Origin of the sequence: Escherichia sp. KTE172 (assembly GCF_000408845.1) — a bacterium.
GTDB classification, from domain to species: domain Bacteria; phylum Pseudomonadota; class Gammaproteobacteria; order Enterobacterales; family Enterobacteriaceae; genus Escherichia; species Escherichia coli.
Map to the genome: position 1 here is coordinate 807,589 of NZ_KE137316.1, position 17,686 is coordinate 825,274.

Consider the following 17,686-nt stretch of genomic DNA (forward strand, 5'->3'; position numbering starts at 1 on the left):
ACCGCGCTCAGTTCGCTGCACTGCTCGATGCGCCAGCGGCTGATCACCTCCTGCTCCGGATCGGCGTCACTGTTTCCGTTGACGAAGTTCACCGCATCCAGAAAACGGGCGTAAACCTTACGCCGGACCACCGTTCCGCCGACCAGACTCTGCAGATCTTCCGCCATCCCGGTGACCATGCCGTACAGGTTAGAAACCGTCAGCGTGGGGCGCGTACTGGTGCCTTTGCCATTCAGTTCGAAACCACTCCCCTGAATGGGATATGCCTGATACTGTCGCCCCTGCCAGGTGACCGGCTCACCTTTTTCGTTCTGCTCATTACAGAAAAAATAACGTTCTCCACCAACCTCTGTCAGATCGATTTCCCAGAGCACCACGCTGGCAGACTGCTCCGCACGGGTGCATTCATTCAGTGTTTCCTGTCGGATATCCTGCATCAGTTCACCACCTGCTCAATCGTACAGCTGAAATCACTGTACCGGGCGTTATCCGTGACGCTCCACTCCCGACACACCACCCTCACCGTCCGGTTATGTTTCGGCGGTCGCCACAAAAAGGCACGGTAACCACCATGCCAGGATAAAAATTCATCCAGCCAGCGCCGGGTTGACTCATCCGTCACCCGGAACACCGCCTGAAACGTCTTCAGTTGAGGATTCAGTCCTGTGGGGCGGCGCTGTTCATAACCGTCACCAAACCGAACCCTCACCACCGACGGTTTCTCACTCACCTGCATCCCTTCACGCGGGACCAGATGCAGCGTTTTTATCTCAGCCACTCAGCATTCCTCCGTCACGTCGCATGGACAGCATCACCGCCTGCACCCGCTGGTCAATCAGCTGCACAAGACTGCCTGCCGCCTCCGGCCCTATCTGTCCGTTAGCCCCGTCATTCTGAATGGCGATGTGGTAGACCGGGGAATACACCAGACCGGCACTGCCGTTCATACTGCCCACCGCGCGTACGCCCAGCGAGCCATCCGCCGCCCGGGTCAGGGGCATAATGGCTTCAGGTCCGGCTTCCCCCATCAGCCCGGCCCCTTTTGCAAACGCAAAGTACGTGGGCGTGTCCACAATGCTGTTGCTGTACGCACTCAGATTTGCCGATGTGTAAACACCACCTTTTGCGTTTGCCACTGCCCCCGAAATCCATCCGCCGACCGTACCAAGCCACCCTCCGGCACCGGAGAGTGATTTCAGTCCGTTAACAATGGCTGCATTCATCAGAATTTTTGAAACTTCCCGGAGAACTGAACTCCCCCAGTTCCTCCAGTCCACAACATTCCCGGCCAGTGCATCGGAAATATTTGATACCAGCCCGTCCATCGTGGAAACGACAGCATCTGCCGCCTGCGAAGCATAATCGGTGGCACTGTCTGCCCAGTTCGTCAGCCCCTCTTTGAGCCCGGCATTCCAGTTACTGCGTAAAGCATCAGCCTTTGCATAATAATCCTGCTGATCGCTGAGACGCTCTTCCAGATATTTTTTATTCAGCTCTTTCTCCTGTTTCCACAGGGCTTCTTCAATTTCTCCGGCCTGATACTGTCTCAGTAGCTCGTTATTTTTCTGCTCAAACTCCTGCCGGATGCTCCACATTTCCTGAAGTCGTTCACGCATCCGTGAGCCTTCACCATATCCCAGTAACTGAGCCTCATTTGATGCTCTGACACTGGCATTACTGTCCGCCAGACTGCTCTCATACGCAGCAAGCTGCTCACGAATCTTTTTCTGGTCGATAAGTGCTGCATTCTGCAAAAGCGTTTTTTTCTGCGCTTCTGACAGGGTTGATAATTCGCCCTGACTGACCTGATATTTCATCTTAGCCAGTTCAGTATTCTGCCCTGCCAGTGCTATCTGTTCTTTTTGCTGTTTAATCAGCCGTTTATAAATATCCTCTGTTTTTTCCGCTTCGGTCTTTTTATGCGCTTTGGGTTTATTTGCCTGGTTATTTCGCCATGCATCCAGTGAGTTATTTATATAATTCAGTCTTGCTGTCTGATACGCCTCTCCCACAAAGCCGAGATCATCCGCAGCATAACCCAGGCGGGCACGCTCACGAGCTTCCCCCTTCAGGCGGGACAGAGCCAGTTCGCGCTCGCTGTTATTCAGTGCGGTCTGCTGTTTATCATCCAGGGTTGCCTGTGGTAGCCGTAACGGTACATTCACCAGCCCCTGTCGCTGCTGAAGTAATTCATTACCGAGCCCGAGAAGGCGATTAAACTCGGTATGCTGCCCATTCATGATCAACAGGGACTGATACGCTTTGTTTTGTTCCGCTGCCTGTTGACGGATCAACGCCACCCGTCGCTCCTCCAGCCCGGCAAGCACATCCTGAATGGATTGCGCTTTGCCCTGCATTTGAGTGAGGCGAGACTGTTCAACTGCCAGTTGATTTGTTGCTTCTGCAAGCCCTTCTGTGACAGTTTTTACCGACGTCATGTGGTTAATCATAAAACCGTTATCGGTTGTCCAGCCCGGGTTTGCCAGCACATACTGATAGCCAGCAATTTTTTCCTGTAAGGATTTAATCTTACTTTTCTGCTCGTCAATTAACCTGTTTTGCTCCTTCAGTGCCTGTCGCGTCTTTTCCTCATTATCTGACGCTTCAGGAAGCGACATTGCCGACGTTTTCTGGCGAATTTCGTCGATTGTTGCGGCATACTGGCGTGCAGATTCTCTGGCCTGCTCCTGATTCTGATACATCGTGTACCAGGCCGCAGCCCCCAGCATGACGAGTCCCGGCACACCACCAACCAGCCCCAGCGCGCCACTTAATAAACGACTCCCCACTGACGTAACATTATTCAGCGTTGTCTGTGCCGCTGTTCTGGCCGCAATATTACGGGTAAGTGACACCTGGGCAGCTGTCAGCTTCGCTTCTGCTGCGGCCTGCCTTTCGGTACCGCGAGCAGCAACAACCGCCTGTTGCGCACGATAAACCGCCGCACGCGCCCTGGCGGTTGCTATCTGTGTCCCCCGAAGTTGCACTTCAGCAAGAGCCACTTCGTTTCTGGCTGCAGTAATTAATCCGGCAGTTGCAGATCCAGCAGACGACGCCATATTGCCAAAATATCGGGCTACCCCGACGGCAACCAGAGCACCGGCAGCGGTTGCCACGGTGTCAATATTGCCTGCAATACCATTCAGCACACCGGAGAGCGTCTTCGTCACTCCGCTTGCCTCGTTCGCACCACCAACCCAGGCCATAAAGGCGTTTTCAACTTTGGTTGCAGAGGATGAAACCGTATCAGGCATTGCCGCATATTCATCACGTAATGCCCCAAGCTGACTAATCAGTGCAGGAACAACCTTATCGGCGGTCAACTTTCCGTTATCCGCCATGGCCTTCAGATCCTTACGGGCAACTCCCATTCCCGCAGCCAGAGCACGAATAACACGATCGCCGTTCTCATTCACCGAGTTAAACTCTTCACCGCGCAGCACTCCCTGCGCCAGAGCCTGACTGAACTGCGTGATCACCGAACTGGCTTCTGCTGTACTGGCACCGGATAATTTCAGGCCCGTGGAGATCGCCTCGGTGACTTTCAGTACCTCCTCAGAACTGTAACCATACTCCCGCATGGAAGCTGCAGAGCGGGCAAAAAGGCTGGCGTTATCAGAAAAAGCCGTCCCCGTTCTCTGGCTGATCGCCATTAATTCACGCTGTGATGACTGAAAATCATCACTGGACTGTGAGGCCTGCTTCAGACGGGCATTTACTGAATTCCACTCATCGGCGAGAGAAATAAGATGACCGGTAGCAAAAGCCCCGGCAAATGCCCCCGCCATGTTCAGTGCCGAAGATTTAGCTGTATTTATCTGATCCGTCACTTCTGCCAGTGCACGCCGCATTTCACGGGATGCAGCAGCGGACTGTCGGCCTCCGTTCTGCATGGTACGGTAGTAATCCTGCCCCATACGCGAAGCCCGGGAGATCTCTGACTGGAATGACCGGGAATTTGCCGAGATTTTAATAATCAGTTCACGTAATGTCGCCACACTCATTCTCCGGACGAAAAAAAACCGCCGAAGCGGTTATGTTGACTCACTGAGACACTATTAAAAGCGCGTTTTCCAGTCCGGCAAATGGATCTGAGACGCCTTCTGTCTGCTCCTGCTCCCACTGAAGAAGCGCATCATTCAGTGGCACTTTGACCCCCTGCGCACCGTAAACAGCTGAAACAATCTGGGCAGCCCGGATATCAGCCCGCTCGTCACCCAGCGGGCTGAACCTGTCAAATTCTGCCCACATCATGATTTCTGATGCGGACATTTCCCGGCGTAACTCTGACAATGTGCGCCCCATCCTGAGCGCCAGCATCATCAGAAAACGCATCCCCGGAAGCGCTACTTTTTTTTAACCTCGCCGGCATCACTGATCAGTTCCAGAGACTGCCGAAGAAGCCGCGCATGCACCGGGCCATACACGGCAATCACCTGTTCACGATCATCCTCTGAAAATACGGGTTGCAGTCCGGTATCACACAGAACATCAATGAACAGTTCAACATCTGCCTCCAGATTTCGGCGGGCGCGCTCCGCAACGGATAACGGTGTCTCATCATCTTTTGCTTTAACGATCTCCTGCCAGCGCAACCAGGCTTCTGCAGAAGGTTCCCGTAACACAACCGTTGCTCCCTCCCATTCAGGCACATCAACGGTTTTATGGCGAAACCCCGACATCGTTGCCAGTGCCAGATTACGGATATTTTTAGTCATCACATCCATCCTCATTAACTGACGGTTACAGTGCAGGAAGTGGAGGTCACTTTGTTAACCGGGCTCGCTGAATCAGAAATCTCGCAGGTATACGCACCCGCATCACCGGATGATGCTGATGCCTTACTGAACGTTGCCGCCGTCTGTCCGGAAACAGGAGAACCACCTTTCTTCCAGACATAAGAATAAGGCGGCACACCACCCGCAGCCTCAACCGCCATTTCAAGTTTCGCTCCGGAAGCAACCCGCAGCGTGCTTTTTAAATTGGCCTTCACTTTCAGCGGCTCTGTCGTCAGCACAGGTTTACCTTTCAGACGCAGGGAAAACGTTGCAGCCACAACACCATTGGTTCCTGCAGACCAGGTATGCTGACGCACCTCTGCCATAAAGGTAAATCCGTTGCCTGACGGAAAAATAACTTTAAAGCCATACGTGGTGTCATTGTCATAGGCACTGCGCAACGCGTTCTGGGCAGCATTCAGATAAAAGTTGCCTGACATGGAAATCTCTGAAGCAGCCACAAGGCCGTTAATATTTTCCTGCTCAACAGAACACAGCGTGGTGACATCAATATCCTGCTTTTGTCCTGCGGTAAACTGCACCTCTTTGATTGTACAGCTCAGGCCAAGATAGCTGGCAGAATCCAGGGTTTCTGCTGTTACCGGTGCAGACGAAATCATAATTTTCGTCAGTTGCGAACGCTCAAAATTAGAGGACATACTCGTCTCCTGAAAATAAAAAAACCCGCCAGCGGCGGGTGGGTAAATCATTAACGACCTCAGGCTATTACCTGAAATTCAAGCGTGGCTCTGCTCAGACGGGAGTCAGGATCATACCCCTGCGTTTTAGAAATAACGGAGGGTGCCAGTTTTCTTACCGCATCAAGCGCCTGCTCACGAATATTATCTGCGTCATCAAGTACTGTCGCCCAGACATCGATCTGCACGGTAATTCTGGATTCAGCCTGCCCATCAAGCACATCAGATGCCGTGTCAGACACCACAGAAAACACCAGCCACGGCGGAGATACCGCAGGCTTTCCCTCCGTCAGCGGGACCACATAAGGATAAACCTGTCCTCCGGCCAGCTGAGACAACAGGGAATACAGTGTGCCCTCCCTCATTTACTTAAGACCTCATCAATAGCCTGATTCATTCGCTGTATGGCAACCTGCGCCGCCAGCTCCTCTGTCGTATCGAAAGCCGGACGAATGAATGGATGCGCGGGCATGTTTATCGTTCCCAGCTCCACAAAGCGCCAGTAAAATGCATTTCGGGGATCGCTGGCTTTCATGCTGTTATCACTGTTTCCGGTTCGCAGGTTCCGTCCGCGAATGTGGACACCCGAGATAATTTCCCCCCGACGCTTTGAACGCTGAGTGAGAACAACCACATTTTTCTTCAGTTTCCCGGTTCGCTCCGGCGCACGTTCAACAACTGCATCCCGCATAACTTCAGCACCGGCACGGGTGGCATCGCGCAGAACCTTATTGTTTTCTGCCCTGCTGAGCGCCTCCAAATCCCGTGCAATATCCGCCAGGCCGGAAAAATCAAGACTGAAATCCATCACACATTTCCCTTCAGGCTGCAGAGCATTTCAAGCCGGGTAGCGCGTGCATCCGGTATTGGTGGACCTTCTATACCCAGAATCGCGCCTTTGAATGCACCGGTCAGCACTTTCAGACGTGAAGTCGCTGTCACATCGCGCCGGAATCTCATCCAGACTCTGACCGTAGCCTGAGCGGTTTCTGCTCCGCCTGAGATTATCTCCCTCCCGCTGATACCCTTAACTTCTGCCCATACGGTAGCTCCCTCCGTCACCGTCTCCACCGGATGCCCTGACGGAGAGCGGGCGGTGGTGACATTCAGAATAATTACGCGATCACGTAATCTGCCCGCCTGCATGTCTCCTCCTACAAAGGAATAAAACGATAAGGCTCCAGAAGAGAAGAAAAACCAAACGGGACTGGTGCCTTGCTGACATCTGAGGAATTTTCCCGGTTTTCGTACCAGTGCCCGACCAGCAACATGAGCGCCAGCAAAACATCATCAGCTATAAGCACCCCTTCAGGATCACCTTCCGGCACCGTCTCCTCATAAAGCTTACGGTTGATAAAATTTTCTGCCTTGCGGCAGGCAGCCCGGAAATACAGCATCAGTAACTCATCATCAGTTGCATCATCTGTATCAATACGGCACTGCGCCCTGAGTTTTTCCACTATTGCTGCCATCAGAAACTCCTGCCCGCAACACTGTGCGGGCATAAAAAAACCGCGTCGGCGCGGTCTGTAACTGAACAACGAGTGGTTATTTGCCAGTGAGCGCCTTGATGGCTGCCACATCTTCCAGCACACAGTCAAAACGATGGAAAGCCAGAAATGCCACCTGATCAAACTCAGCATAACGCTCAACCAGACGTTTCAGTTCCATATAAGTAACGCGGCGAATGATAAAGCGGTTGAAATCCCCCAGGAAAATGAATTTTTTTCCGGTACCAATCCCGTCAATAGCCTGATCAATAACATAAGGGATCCCCAGCACAGTAGCCGGCGTACCGCCTGCAATATCCGGCAGCCATAACGGGCGTTTCTGTCCATCCTCCATCTCTTCAATAGTCTGCAATGTGGCATCATTGAATGCCCAGCGGTATTTCGGCCCACCACGATATGCCGGATCAATGGCATGTTTCAGGGCATTCATTTCTTTCCAGGTGAAAGCGGCAGAGGCTGCAGTCTGGATGGTTCCCGTCACCGACGCTGCCAGCCCTTTTGGCTGTAACGGTGATCCCGTTCCGGTCCCCTGAACCAGATATTTTGCCTCTCCACGACCAATACGCTGGGCAATACGGTTTGCCAGATAAGATTCAATATCCACCCCACTGTCATGGAGCAGCTCATTGGACACACGAATTATTTTTGATGACAGCTTTTTAGCCCCCAGAATAGCGGTCCCGAACGTCACATCCTGTTCCGTTGCGGCTGTATTTTCCGCCAGCAGTTCGCCCTCTTCAGTCGTGCCATCAGACGTTGACCAGGTGATATCCTGCCCGGTTGATGTGGTCAGAAGTTGCGCCACACTGGCAATCCCGCCATAAGCCTTCATGGTGTCAATGATTTTGTTACGCATCTGCGTGGGCACCGTATATCCGCCCTGAGAATCCGTTGTTACACTCTGAGCCCGCAGTTCACGCATCAGATTACGCTCTTCAGCATTCAGTTCTGCAAATCCGGCACGCAGAAAACGGTTAAATGCCGCAGCGCGCTTCTCTTCCACCGCCTTTTTCCCGTTCTCCGCCTCATTATTCTGGCGCTCTTCCGGCCCGGACTCATCCACATATGCCTGATCCTGACGGCGCAACTCTTCTTCACGGGCGATTTGCTCATCCAGCGCATCCAGCTCAGCTTTCGCCCTGTTCCACTCTGCCCGTTGCTCATCAGTCCATGCGTTATCACCAATTTTTTCATGCAGTGCACGCATATCCTTTGCAATGGTGTTTCGTTTTTGCTTCATCTCATGAAGTTTCATCGTCAGTAGTATCCTTATGCATTAAGAAGGGTCAAAAGACGCTCACGCGCCATTCGTTCGTTAACAGCTTTCTTCAGCGCACCACTCGCCCGCGCTTCCTGCCAGGCTTTCATTGAGCGGACACCAGAGTCTGCGTCCTGATAGGCCGGATATGTCACCGGGCTGACGTCATACAGACGAGAAATGCGCGTGATTTCCCGGATAACAATCCCCTCGTCGTCTTCATACCAGCTCTCTCCGTCACGGGCGACACGAAACGCGAACGAGGACTGATTAATGTCACCACGCAACATTGGAGACAGCACCAGGTCACAAATAGTCGGAGTATCCGGTGCAACAATGTCATAACGTAAACCGCGTTCATCCACCGACAATGACAACGTGCCGGCAGAACTTCGTCCGAGAATGAAATTAGGATCATGATTAAACAAGCCACGTACATCATCATTCAGTACATCATCAAAAGCCCCCGGCTTGATGATTTCACGAAATCCCCACAGAGGTTCTGAACGACTGTTAAATACCGAGCCATAGCCCAGAATGTGGGTCGGGGCATTATCATATTGTTCCGCCCGCACCTCCCCGCTGTAACAGCGCGTTTCACGGTCATTCATCGTTCTTTTCCTCTTTGCCTTTCGTATCTTTAAAGTTATTCAACGGATTTGCTGCATTTACGCTGACCAGCATTTCATCCAGACCGTCAACCGGGTTCATATCCTCAAATGCCCTGGCTTCATTCCGACTCATCCAGCCATCTGTAATGGCAAAGTGATAGAACTGCGCACGCTCCTGTGGGGTCCCACGGAGCAACCCCGTGAGGTTGAAACGAACGTAATACCCGGCAGCCCGTTCTGTACGGGTAAACAGGCGACGGTTAAGCTCCTGCTCCCAGTTCGCAACCCAGGGCATCATCGTGTAGCGAACAAACTGAATCGCCTGCTGCGTAATATTCGAAAATGTGGCTTTTTCCAGGTCATTAATCATGTGCGCCGGGACATTAAAAATCCCGGCAATCATCGACCGGTTCAGCTTGGTCATATCAATGATCTGAGCATCCACCGGAGAAACTGTCAGAGCGCGGTAATCCAGTTGCGCAGGCAGCAACATGGTTTTATTTTCCTGGCTGCGAAGCGCTGTCACCGCCCGCTGCCACATATTTTTAAGCCTGCCCCAGCTTTGTTCGTTCAGTTCATTTTTCACAGAAATAATACCGGCAGGACGGGCATTACCGTTAAAAAAGGCGCTGGTATACTGCTGGCCACTCATTCCCATACCAATGGTTTCAGCATGCTGCATGATCGGGCTCAGTCCCATTTTCTGATTGTTTCCCAGCGCCCTGATATGGATCATGTCGTCCGGACTTACCGCAAATGCACCCTCTTCGTTATACACCCCGTAAGTATGACGCCCACCGGTGTTAAGTAACGTAGTTTCCCATGGCATACAGCATTCAAGGCTGGTAACCTCTCCACGACGATTACGTTTTACCCACGTATAACCATTGCCCCACCCCAGCACATGACGCTGCTTCAGTTCCCGCCACTTATAGCTGGTCTGCCAGGCATTCGGTTCATCATGAACGAGCCAGAACAACGGATGATCGCGTGCAGGCTGAACATGCTCATTCGTTTTTCGCATCACATGCAGGGGCATCTGAGCCACACTGGATGAAATAACATAAATACAGGCATAGACAGCAGCCAGCTTCATGGATGTTTCCGGACTGACATACACATCCCGGGCAAAAATATTATCCGTCTCAGCGGCCTCTCCGGTTACCGGAACCGAGGGATTTTCCAGAGGCTCACTGCGAAACAGAGCATCAAGAAGCATGTTTTCTCCTCATGGACACCACCAGTGCATAAAGCAGCAACAAACAGCCCGACAGCATCAGAGACGCTGGCAGACCTGCATACAGATAAACGCCAGCAGTGAGCAAACCGAAACCGATCAGCCCGGTCATATCAGTAATAAGCTGTTTCACAGAATTAACAGGTCCTCATCAGGATCAAGCGTGGACAGAAAGTCATTCACGCCCCCGCCATTTACCAGAAAGCGGCTCATGGCCGTAAAAAGTGCAACAGGGCCGTCGATTTTGGCTTCAGGCGTGGATTTATTCGGGAAGATGTTGTCGTTTTTGTCCGGTTTTACCGTAACGTTAGACATCATCCAGTTCATGACCGGATGATTGCTGTGATGGAAACGCCCGGCATAAACCAGTGATTCCGTTTCCTTCATGGCCTCTGACAGATTGCGGACCGTCTGCGGAACCTCCACCAGCGGTATCCCTTCTTCAGCCAGTGCCAGGCTGAACTGCATTGCGCTCCACGGGTCAAATCCCAGTTCCCTGAGGTTTTCACCGCCAATCCATTCCAGTAAGTCACTTTTTATCTGAGCATGATCGATAACATCACCATCCGTCAGGATGAGCTTATCCATCTCCGCCCACTTCCGGTAAAGTTCTGCCTGCTGCCGCGAGCATCGCTCCAGCCGTCCTTCCGGAAGCCAGAATTTAAAATCAGCATGAACATGTCCGTTATCGGTTCGCCAGAGTTTTGCCGCCGCACAGATATCAATCTTATGAGCAAGGTCTACGCCGACCCACATGGGATATGTTTTCAGCTCATGTTGTGGAGCAATGTATTCGCACTTCTCCCACTTAATCATATCCATCCAGGCAGATTCGGCAGTGACCCACACATTCATGTGTTTGGTAAAAAAATTCACCCGCGCAGAGACCTGCTCCTTCGCTTTTTTCGCCAGACGACGCAGATCATCCCAGCGTTTACAGATGCCCAGGCCAGGATTCGCTTTCTGCCAGACCGTTTCATCAAACGGATCATCTCCCTCATCAAGCGTGTAAATGATCGCAAAGTAAGAGTCGTCTTTTACAGCGCCCTCCACGTCGCTGTTATAGCCTCGCAATACCTTGATGGCGTAATCACGCTGCTCGTAACAAATCCCTTCCTTGTTAAAGCCAGCCGTGGTGATACCAAATAACAGGGACTGCAGACGGGCACCGGTTGCCGTTTCCAGAACGTCCCACACGTCGCGGGTTTTATGTGCATGCAGCTCATCAATAATGGCGCAGTGGATGTTCAGACCGTCCAGGTTGTTTGCATCCGAGGAAAGCGGTTCAAATTTTGATGCGCTCTGCTCCTGGTAAATCGCCAGCTTGTTGAAATCAAACAACCGCCCGAGTGTCGACCGGGCTTTTCTGACCATATTTTTGGCGTCTTCAAACACGATTCTGGCCTGGTCACGCGTGGTTGCGGCTGAATACACCTCAGCTCCGCCTTCACTATCTGCCCCCGTCATATACAGGCCGATACCCGATGACAGTGTTGATTTTGCGTTTTTACGGGCGACTTCGTTGTACGCCGTCCGGAACCGGCGCACCATCACCGGACGTCCGCTGCCATCGCTGCGCATGACAACTTCCCCGGTTTCTTCATTGACCAGCGGAATGACAAAACCAAAAATATTAATGAGGATAAATACATGCCAGTCCATCAACTCAATGGGCTGGCCTGCCAGTGCCCCTTTTACATGAGGCACAAATTTGTAGAAATTCAGGATGTGCTGCGCACGGGGTTCACTGAAATAAATCCCCCGCTTTTCGCCGTACTTCAGATCATCAAGAAAACGCTGGCAGGCCAGGCGGACAAATTCGCCAGCAACAATTTCTCCTGCAACAACACGTTCGGCGTAGCGGATCCCGTCAGCCACTTTTGCCATCAGTCTCTCGCTTTTAAAAGCTCTGCCAGCGGATCAACATTATCCGGTCCGGCGGTATTTACTTTTGCCCGGCTTGCCGGTGACATACCAAATTCTGCAAGCATCGCCCGGATCCGCTTCCAGGCATCCGCTTTCATCGCAGCAGCCGGGTGTGCCTTAATCAGCACATCACCGTTCTGCGTTTCCGAGCGGTAGGTGTACCCCTCAACATCGAGTGTTTCGCAGTGATGCCGGTATTCGGTATAGGCTTCCACCAGTAGCTCAAGCGCACGCGCATCAAGCTGAGAAATGATCCCTTCCGCATTCAGCTCTTCCGCCATTCGCCTGAACCAGTACTTCCCCTGCGCCCCTAAATGTTGCGGAATTTTAGGGAGACCTTTTTCATCCTTTTTAGCGGTTTTTTTGAGGTCTTTAACTGGCCGCTTTGAGGGGTTGCCTCGTATCAAATGCAGGCGTGGCGGGGTTTTCGGGGGTCCAGACATAATCGGTTTTACCTATCAATCATTTAATCACATTCCAAAAAAAAGTTTTCGAACCTGCGGCGATGCGAGGAAAGGTCAGGCGGCGGTACTGAGCAGCCAGGGCTGCAGAGATTTGACCCGCCCCCCTGCAGATAGGAACTGTTATCAGTTGATGCGTTCACGCGCTGTTTTTGCTTTATGACAGGGCCAGCACAGACTCTGCAGGTTACTGTCTGCATCCGTGCCACCATGAGCTTTCGGAATGATGTGGTCCACAGTTCTGGCTTCAACGGCTCTCCCATTGCGCAGGCAGTTCTGACACAGATGATTATCACGCTTCAGTATGCGCGCACGTATGGCATCCCATTTCGAGCCATAGCCACGCTGGTGGCGGCTCAGTCCGCGTTGATGCTGTACCCATCCTTCGCCACGATGTTTATCGCAGTAACCAGAACTGTCTGTGGTTGTACCTGCACATCCACGCTTACGGCAGGCGCGTGGGATTCGTGGGGGCATAAATACCTCATACCCTGCGAAATGTTTACCACGATAAAAAGGCTACTTAATGCACTGAGTGCGGATATACTCCTGTGCCCCTTCCAGTTGCATCTGCATCGTCATCAGCCGCTCTCTGAGGGTGAAATAATCCCGTTCAGCGGTGTCTGCCAGTCGGGGGCTGGTTGCATTATCCACGCCGGAGGTGCCGGTGGCTTCACGCACGGTACCGGGGCAGGTGGCGTTGATCCGCAGGCGCTTACGACCAGCGGCAACGTCAGCGCGAAGAGTTTCATTTTCAGCTCTCGCATCGGCTAATTCCCTCGAGTATTTTGCATCGAGCGCAGCAACATCACGCTGACGCTGCTGCATGTCAGCGATGGTGGCGGTCAGCTGCTTCAGCTCACTGACTTTTTTATCACGCTGTTCTTTGTAGGTGATGGCGTTATCACGGTAATGATTAACCGCCCACGACAGGCAGACGATGATGCAGATAACCAGAGCATAAATAATCGCGGCGACTCTGCTCACTGCTCTATCCCCCAACAGGCTAATGCGCTTTCCTGGTCACGACGAATAACTTGCCCATAGCAGTTATTTGAACGTATGCGGCAATCGCGCCCACCATCCTTAATCCACCAGCGAATCGCTTCGCATGCCCCCTTACGATCACCGGCATTCAGCCGCTTATAAAACGTCGACGGGAAACACTTACCGGGGCCAATGTTGTACGGACAGAATGACGCGATCCCCGCTTTCTGGGGTTCGGTCAGCGGCACTCTGATGTTTTTCTCCACCCACGCCAGCGCTTTATCACGCTCAATGGCGTTAACCTGGTCGCATTTTTCCTTCGACAACTTCATGCCCGGAACGACAGGTTTGCCATCCACCATGATGGCACCACGGCAGATGGTCCAGATACCTGCACCATCACGGTATGCCGTGGTGTGGTTGCCTTCCTTTTCATCCAGAAACTGGTCGAGAATGTCAGGCGCAGGCGCACCTGCGGCAATCAGCGCCAGAACGGCAGCCGACAGGCCGTATCTGATTTTTGCGTTCATGGATATTTATCAGGATTTATCGGTTCCGAATACCTGGATATGTTAAGTCTTCAGCCCAGCGGTGGAGTCTTCAGAGAACCAGTAATTCTTCCCGGTAGCTTTCCTTTGTAGGTTATCCACACATTCTGCGCCTCTAAAATTACGGGGCGCTTTTCCGGCGACTGCTCACCCCCTTCACATAACCCGGCAGCAACATCCAGGAAGACCTGTCTGATGCTCCTTCTGGCTGCTTCCTCATAAAACTCCAGCGCGGCACCTTCAACACGGTCCAGCGAGATGTCCAGGTCAAAAATTTCACCGTCAAAGCGTTTTTTGTCCCGTAACGCTAAAGTTACCGTAACTTTATTCTCAAAATTGCGGATCCCTTTCACAATCAGTTCATAGTTTTGAGTCATTGAATTACTCTCCCCGTGCAGCCTTACGACGGTCCTCTCTGATTTTGAAATACAGGTTAGTCAGATATGTCAGGAAGCCCAGAACCAGACTCCCCAGTACACCAATCGCAGCCCACTGTGACGGACTGACCTGATCAAGCCACTGTAAAAACCAGTAGCCAGCACTGCCTGCGGAGGTGCCGTAGGCAATGCCCGTTGAAATTTTATCCATGGATTTCATAGCCTCACCTCCGCAGCGAACGGATGGCGTAGTTATAAGGGGAGCGAAAAAGAAAGAATGCGCGATTGCGCAATATGGTAACGTCAGGGTATTATCCACTGGCTGAATAGATCACTTCACGTTTTTTGTTCCTTGCCGCCCGTATCCATATGCGGGCTTTTTTTTGCATGTAAAAAGGCCCCAACACATGTGCGTGGGGCCTGAGAGTATACATGGTTTCAGTCAACTGCATGGTGCCGGGTGCCTCCCGGTGAATTCAGTACCAGCACCTGAATCCGCGATTATCCCATATACCTACTCGCTGATTGCCCATCCGCACAGGGGGATTCACCATGCCAGTTTCTTTTAACAAACTCCCCGCAAAACAGACAACTGTCAACCGTCTGAATTGTGAGACATTTAAAAAAAAGGCCCGCAAAAGCGAGCCGGGAAAAATAAGTCTGGCGCGTTGTACTGGATTCGAACCAGTGACCGATTGCTTAGAAGGCAATTGCTCTGTCCGGTTGAGCTAACAACGCAGGGTACAGATAATGGACCGCCTTCGGGGACTCGAACCCCGCGCAACCAGCTTCGAAGGCTGGTGCTCTATCCTGATGAGCTAATGGCGGTATGTGATGGTGGCCCTTGCTGGATTTGAACCAGCGACCTGGCGATTATGAGTCGCTCGCTCTCACCACTGAGCTAAAGGGCCGGGAGCCGCATAATAACGACGCGTAATTAATTCTTCAATATCATCCGTTCTGGCTGACTAAATCCTGTACTTCCCGAACCGCCTGCTCAAAACGTTCAGTCTCCAGCTCAACGCCAATTGCACGACGCCCGAGCGCCAGTGCCGCTTTCACTGTCGAACCCGACCCCATGAAAAAATCTGCAATCAGGTCACCCGGACGACTGCTAGCGCTGATTATCTGCTGCAGCATTTCTGCCGGTTTTTCGCACGGATGTTTCCCGGGATAGAACTGCACCGGTTTATGCGTCCAGACATCGGTATACGGCACCTGCGCCGTCACGCCAAAATACCGCCGCAGTCGGCATTCACAACCACCAGCGCATTTAACGTTCAGCCATAAAAAAACCCGCTCGCGGCGGGTTTAAGCTGTGTGGCGAAGTAACCACTCTTAACATACTGACATACTTTTTGCGGACCGCACTAATCATTTTTTACTTTTTTAGCAGCCAGTCGTCCATCTCCAGTCTTACCCCCAGCACAGACAAACATCCGTCAATAAACCCTTCGGCTATCTGCATCTCAATTCGTATTGCTTTTTCGCTTTTCTTTCTCGTCCTGGCTATCTGTCTTTTTGATATTCGCAACAAATAATGAGCAATGAGAAGCGAATACTCCTCAGGTTTTTTCTGCTTCAGACGAGCAAGACAGTTTTCAATGATAAGTCCGTCATCATCGCAGCAGGCCGGACGTGGTTTAGTGGCAGATGGTAAAAGTCCTTTGAATCCGGCAGCGATCGGAGAATAGTCCACCCCGGTGTTACCACTTGCAGCCCATGCCCCCCAGCGTTCAAGAACCATCTGAATATCACGCATCAACTTTCTCCACAAAATCAGGCCAGCACGCCAATTGCCAGCGCACGATCGATAAAACGAAATATCAGCTCCAGCTGGGAGCCATACTTCTCTTCAAATGCCACGGTATCCGCATGCAGCTCGTCGTGATGCTTTCTGCACAAAGGCAACACAAAGAGGTCATGCGCTTTTGTACCCATTCCCCCCTGACCGTGGCCTATCAGGTGGTGGGGATCATCAGCTGGCTTTCCACAACATGCACACGGCTGTGTCTTAACCCAGCGCGTGTACTTTTCATTAACCCAGCGGCGACGTTTTGGGCGTAACATAAAAGACTCCGGCGACTCCGGATCCACTTTCAGCGCCAGCACCTTTTTCGCTTTATCCTGGATAATGCTGGTGGCAGGAACCGAAGGAACAAGGTCACTCTCCCGGGTGACAGACGGCACAACAGGCTTCGGTAATCTCAGTGCCTTACGGGCTGCACTTTCCGGTAAGGCATCCGCCAGGTCATTACGAACCAGCCACCAGCACAGTTCCGGCATTGTCACAACGTGACTGTCATCAAAACCGAGATCACGGCGCACAACAGATAACACCCAGCGGGCACAGTTATCCGTTGCCATTGATTCCAGCCGTTCCGTGAACTGGTCACGGAGAAGATTGTCACAGTGCCAGCACAGACGGATTGCGCCTGGCGCGTGCCGCATTGTGGTCATGTTCTCGCTGTGCCAGTCGGAATGAGGCCACTGACAGCCCTTTTCACGAAGTAACCAGCTCTCAAGGCATTCCACGCCACCAGCACGACGGATCACCGCCTCATGGCGGAACACGGCCCGAACGGCAGGATCATCCGCCAGCGGTTGTGATGCTGCCGGAACGGCACCACTGGCAAAAGATGAATAACGTTCCGGCTCAGGCTCCAGCAGGACGCGCCCCTGCATAAACAGGGGCATCAGCTCTGAACCGGGTCTGAACAAGACGATCCCCATACGCGGGGCTATTTCAGGGGTCAGCAGTGCTCTCAACGTAGAACCTCACAGCACAATCTGTTTCAGTTTCTGTACCGCTTTCCCCATATCCGCCATAGCATCAACAAACTCATCAAATTTACGACTTGCCATTCCATACGCCTGGAGGATTTCCAGTTTCAGAGGATCCAGTTGCTTTTTAATTTCCGCACGATCATTAAATTTCTTCTCTGCTTCTTCCGCAGCCCTGATCAGCTCCTCAGCATGCCTGCGTAATTCATCCGGAGTAACGGTCTTTTTAATCACAACGGGTTCCTCTGTTTTTACTGGTATTTCACTATTTACTGCCTGATGTCCAAATTTAGGATGATGTAACGTTGTAGTTCTTCCATCATTCGCAACGACCAGAAGTCCACTGTCGCGGATAATGCCAATGAGTATCTCCTTATCCCTTTTATTCAGTAGACTGTACGCCTGCACTTTCTGTGATATCTGGGTCAGTGTTGCGCCTTCCGGCATTCGTTCAACAAAACGTTTAACCCTGGATAAAACTGGCTGCAGATGGGGTGGTGTAATTCTCAT

The 17,686-nt window shown here is 52.1% G+C and carries 24 protein-coding genes, 3 tRNA genes and 2 pseudogenes; 1 reads left to right on the forward strand and 28 read right to left on the reverse strand.

The window, feature by feature from the left end; translation table 11 throughout:
* The 21 genes from G434_RS19720 to G434_RS19625 all read right to left on the reverse strand — a co-directional run.
* Nucleotides 1-437: phage minor tail protein L (locus G434_RS19720; RefSeq protein WP_016249732.1), on the reverse strand; the 437-nt coding region annotated here is incomplete at its 3' end.
* On the reverse strand, nucleotides 437-778 hold the full coding sequence (locus tag G434_RS19715; RefSeq protein WP_000807954.1) for a phage tail protein: 342 nt from the start codon (nucleotides 776-778) through the stop codon (nucleotides 437-439). The genes G434_RS19715 and G434_RS19720, both read right to left, overlap by 1 nt.
* Nucleotides 771-3,998: a phage tail tape measure protein gene (locus tag G434_RS19710; protein WP_000224012.1), complete on the reverse strand. Its 3,228-nt coding sequence runs from the start codon at nucleotides 3,996-3,998 to the stop codon at nucleotides 771-773. Before G434_RS19710 ends, G434_RS19715 begins: the two co-directional genes overlap by 8 nt.
* Nucleotides 3,999-4,044: 46 nt before the next feature.
* A complete protein-coding gene (locus tag G434_RS19705; RefSeq protein WP_000978931.1) occupies nucleotides 4,045-4,323 on the reverse strand; it encodes a phage tail assembly protein T in 279 nt (92 codons plus the stop codon).
* Between the two features lie 23 nt (nucleotides 4,324-4,346).
* Nucleotides 4,347-4,718 (reverse strand): phage tail assembly chaperone, encoded by a 372-nt coding sequence (locus G434_RS19700; RefSeq protein WP_000164661.1) that lies wholly within the window; start codon nucleotides 4,716-4,718, stop codon nucleotides 4,347-4,349.
* Nucleotides 4,719-4,732: 14 nt separating this feature from the next.
* Complete coding sequence (locus tag G434_RS19695; RefSeq protein ID WP_024193856.1) at nucleotides 4,733-5,437, reverse strand: immunoglobulin domain-containing protein; 705 nt, start codon at nucleotides 5,435-5,437, stop codon at nucleotides 4,733-4,735.
* Between the two features lie 59 nt (nucleotides 5,438-5,496).
* Complete coding sequence (locus G434_RS19690; RefSeq protein WP_016239026.1) at nucleotides 5,497-5,841, reverse strand: tail completion protein gp17; 345 nt, start codon at nucleotides 5,839-5,841, stop codon at nucleotides 5,497-5,499.
* Nucleotides 5,838-6,284, reverse strand: a complete 447-nt coding sequence (locus tag G434_RS19685; protein ID WP_000347787.1) for an HK97-gp10 family putative phage morphogenesis protein — start codon at nucleotides 6,282-6,284, stop codon at nucleotides 5,838-5,840. The genes G434_RS19690 and G434_RS19685 overlap by 4 nt, the downstream gene beginning before the upstream one ends.
* Nucleotides 6,284-6,622: a phage head closure protein gene (locus G434_RS19680; protein ID WP_001147816.1), complete on the reverse strand. Its 339-nt coding sequence runs from the start codon at nucleotides 6,620-6,622 to the stop codon at nucleotides 6,284-6,286. The genes G434_RS19685 and G434_RS19680 overlap by 1 nt, the downstream gene beginning before the upstream one ends.
* An 8-nt stretch (nucleotides 6,623-6,630) precedes the next feature.
* The gene (locus G434_RS19675) at nucleotides 6,631-6,948 is read right to left on the reverse strand and encodes a head-tail connector protein (protein ID WP_000719066.1); all 318 of its coding nucleotides are present in this window, start codon (nucleotides 6,946-6,948) and stop codon (nucleotides 6,631-6,633) included.
* Between the two features lie 76 nt (nucleotides 6,949-7,024).
* Entirely contained in the window at nucleotides 7,025-8,242 is a 1,218-nt protein-coding gene (locus tag G434_RS19670; RefSeq protein WP_016239027.1) for a phage major capsid protein, read from the reverse strand.
* Between the two features lie 14 nt (nucleotides 8,243-8,256).
* On the reverse strand, nucleotides 8,257-8,856 hold the full coding sequence (locus G434_RS19665; protein WP_000999828.1) for an HK97 family phage prohead protease: 600 nt from the start codon (nucleotides 8,854-8,856) through the stop codon (nucleotides 8,257-8,259).
* The gene (locus tag G434_RS19660; RefSeq protein WP_000923129.1) at nucleotides 8,849-10,075 is read right to left on the reverse strand and encodes a phage portal protein; all 1,227 of its coding nucleotides are present in this window, start codon (nucleotides 10,073-10,075) and stop codon (nucleotides 8,849-8,851) included. Before G434_RS19660 ends, G434_RS19665 begins: the two co-directional genes overlap by 8 nt.
* A complete protein-coding gene (locus tag G434_RS30265; protein ID WP_000811487.1) occupies nucleotides 10,065-10,226 on the reverse strand; it encodes a hypothetical protein in 162 nt (53 codons plus the stop codon). Before G434_RS30265 ends, G434_RS19660 begins: the two co-directional genes overlap by 11 nt.
* Entirely contained in the window at nucleotides 10,223-11,980 is a 1,758-nt protein-coding gene (locus G434_RS19655; protein ID WP_001140907.1) for a terminase large subunit, read from the reverse strand. The genes G434_RS30265 and G434_RS19655 overlap by 4 nt, the downstream gene beginning before the upstream one ends.
* Nucleotides 11,980-12,462: a phage terminase small subunit P27 family gene (locus G434_RS19650; protein WP_001330091.1), complete on the reverse strand. Its 483-nt coding sequence runs from the start codon at nucleotides 12,460-12,462 to the stop codon at nucleotides 11,980-11,982. Before G434_RS19650 ends, G434_RS19655 begins: the two co-directional genes overlap by 1 nt.
* 144 nt (nucleotides 12,463-12,606) lie before the next feature.
* Entirely contained in the window at nucleotides 12,607-12,957 is a 351-nt protein-coding gene (locus tag G434_RS19645) for an HNH endonuclease (protein WP_001135103.1), read from the reverse strand.
* A gap of 42 nt (nucleotides 12,958-12,999) precedes the next feature.
* Nucleotides 13,000-13,467, reverse strand: a complete 468-nt coding sequence (locus tag G434_RS31080; RefSeq protein ID WP_016239028.1) for a lysis protein — start codon at nucleotides 13,465-13,467, stop codon at nucleotides 13,000-13,002.
* Nucleotides 13,464-13,997: a lysozyme gene (locus tag G434_RS19635; RefSeq protein WP_016239029.1), complete on the reverse strand. Its 534-nt coding sequence runs from the start codon at nucleotides 13,995-13,997 to the stop codon at nucleotides 13,464-13,466. Before G434_RS19635 ends, G434_RS31080 begins: the two co-directional genes overlap by 4 nt.
* A 50-nt stretch (nucleotides 13,998-14,047) precedes the next feature.
* A complete protein-coding gene (locus G434_RS19630) occupies nucleotides 14,048-14,392 on the reverse strand; it encodes a YdfR family protein (protein WP_016239030.1) in 345 nt (114 codons plus the stop codon).
* A 4-nt stretch (nucleotides 14,393-14,396) separates the two neighbouring features.
* Nucleotides 14,397-14,612, reverse strand: a complete 216-nt coding sequence (locus G434_RS19625; protein WP_000839574.1) for a class II holin family protein — start codon at nucleotides 14,610-14,612, stop codon at nucleotides 14,397-14,399.
* A gap of 187 nt (nucleotides 14,613-14,799) precedes the next feature.
* On the opposite strand from G434_RS19625, the pseudogene G434_RS30660 reads away from it, so the two are divergent.
* A pseudogene (locus G434_RS30660) lies at nucleotides 14,800-14,958 on the forward strand (hypothetical protein); the annotation flags it as partial.
* A 95-nt stretch (nucleotides 14,959-15,053) separates the two neighbouring features.
* On the opposite strand, the gene G434_RS19620 reads toward G434_RS30660, so the two are convergent.
* The 7 genes and pseudogenes from G434_RS19620 to G434_RS19595 all read right to left on the reverse strand — a co-directional run bounded on the left by G434_RS19620 (nucleotide 15,054) and on the right by G434_RS19595 (nucleotide 17,686).
* A tRNA-Arg gene (locus tag G434_RS19620) sits at nucleotides 15,054-15,130 on the reverse strand.
* Nucleotides 15,131-15,143: 13 nt separating this feature from the next.
* A tRNA-Arg gene (locus G434_RS19615) sits at nucleotides 15,144-15,220 on the reverse strand.
* A gap of 7 nt (nucleotides 15,221-15,227) precedes the next feature.
* Nucleotides 15,228-15,303 (reverse strand) — tRNA-Ile (locus G434_RS19610).
* A gap of 40 nt (nucleotides 15,304-15,343) precedes the next feature.
* A pseudogene (locus G434_RS0124900) lies at nucleotides 15,344-15,640 on the reverse strand (site-specific DNA-methyltransferase); the annotation flags it as partial.
* A gap of 133 nt (nucleotides 15,641-15,773) precedes the next feature.
* Nucleotides 15,774-16,154: an antiterminator Q family protein gene (locus tag G434_RS19605; RefSeq protein WP_001204806.1), complete on the reverse strand. Its 381-nt coding sequence runs from the start codon at nucleotides 16,152-16,154 to the stop codon at nucleotides 15,774-15,776.
* 17 nt (nucleotides 16,155-16,171) lie between these two features.
* Entirely contained in the window at nucleotides 16,172-17,161 is a 990-nt protein-coding gene (locus tag G434_RS19600) for a DUF968 domain-containing protein (protein ID WP_016239032.1), read from the reverse strand.
* 9 nt (nucleotides 17,162-17,170) lie between these two features.
* Nucleotides 17,171-17,686, reverse strand: a complete 516-nt coding sequence (locus G434_RS19595) for a hypothetical protein (RefSeq protein WP_001223333.1) — start codon at nucleotides 17,684-17,686, stop codon at nucleotides 17,171-17,173.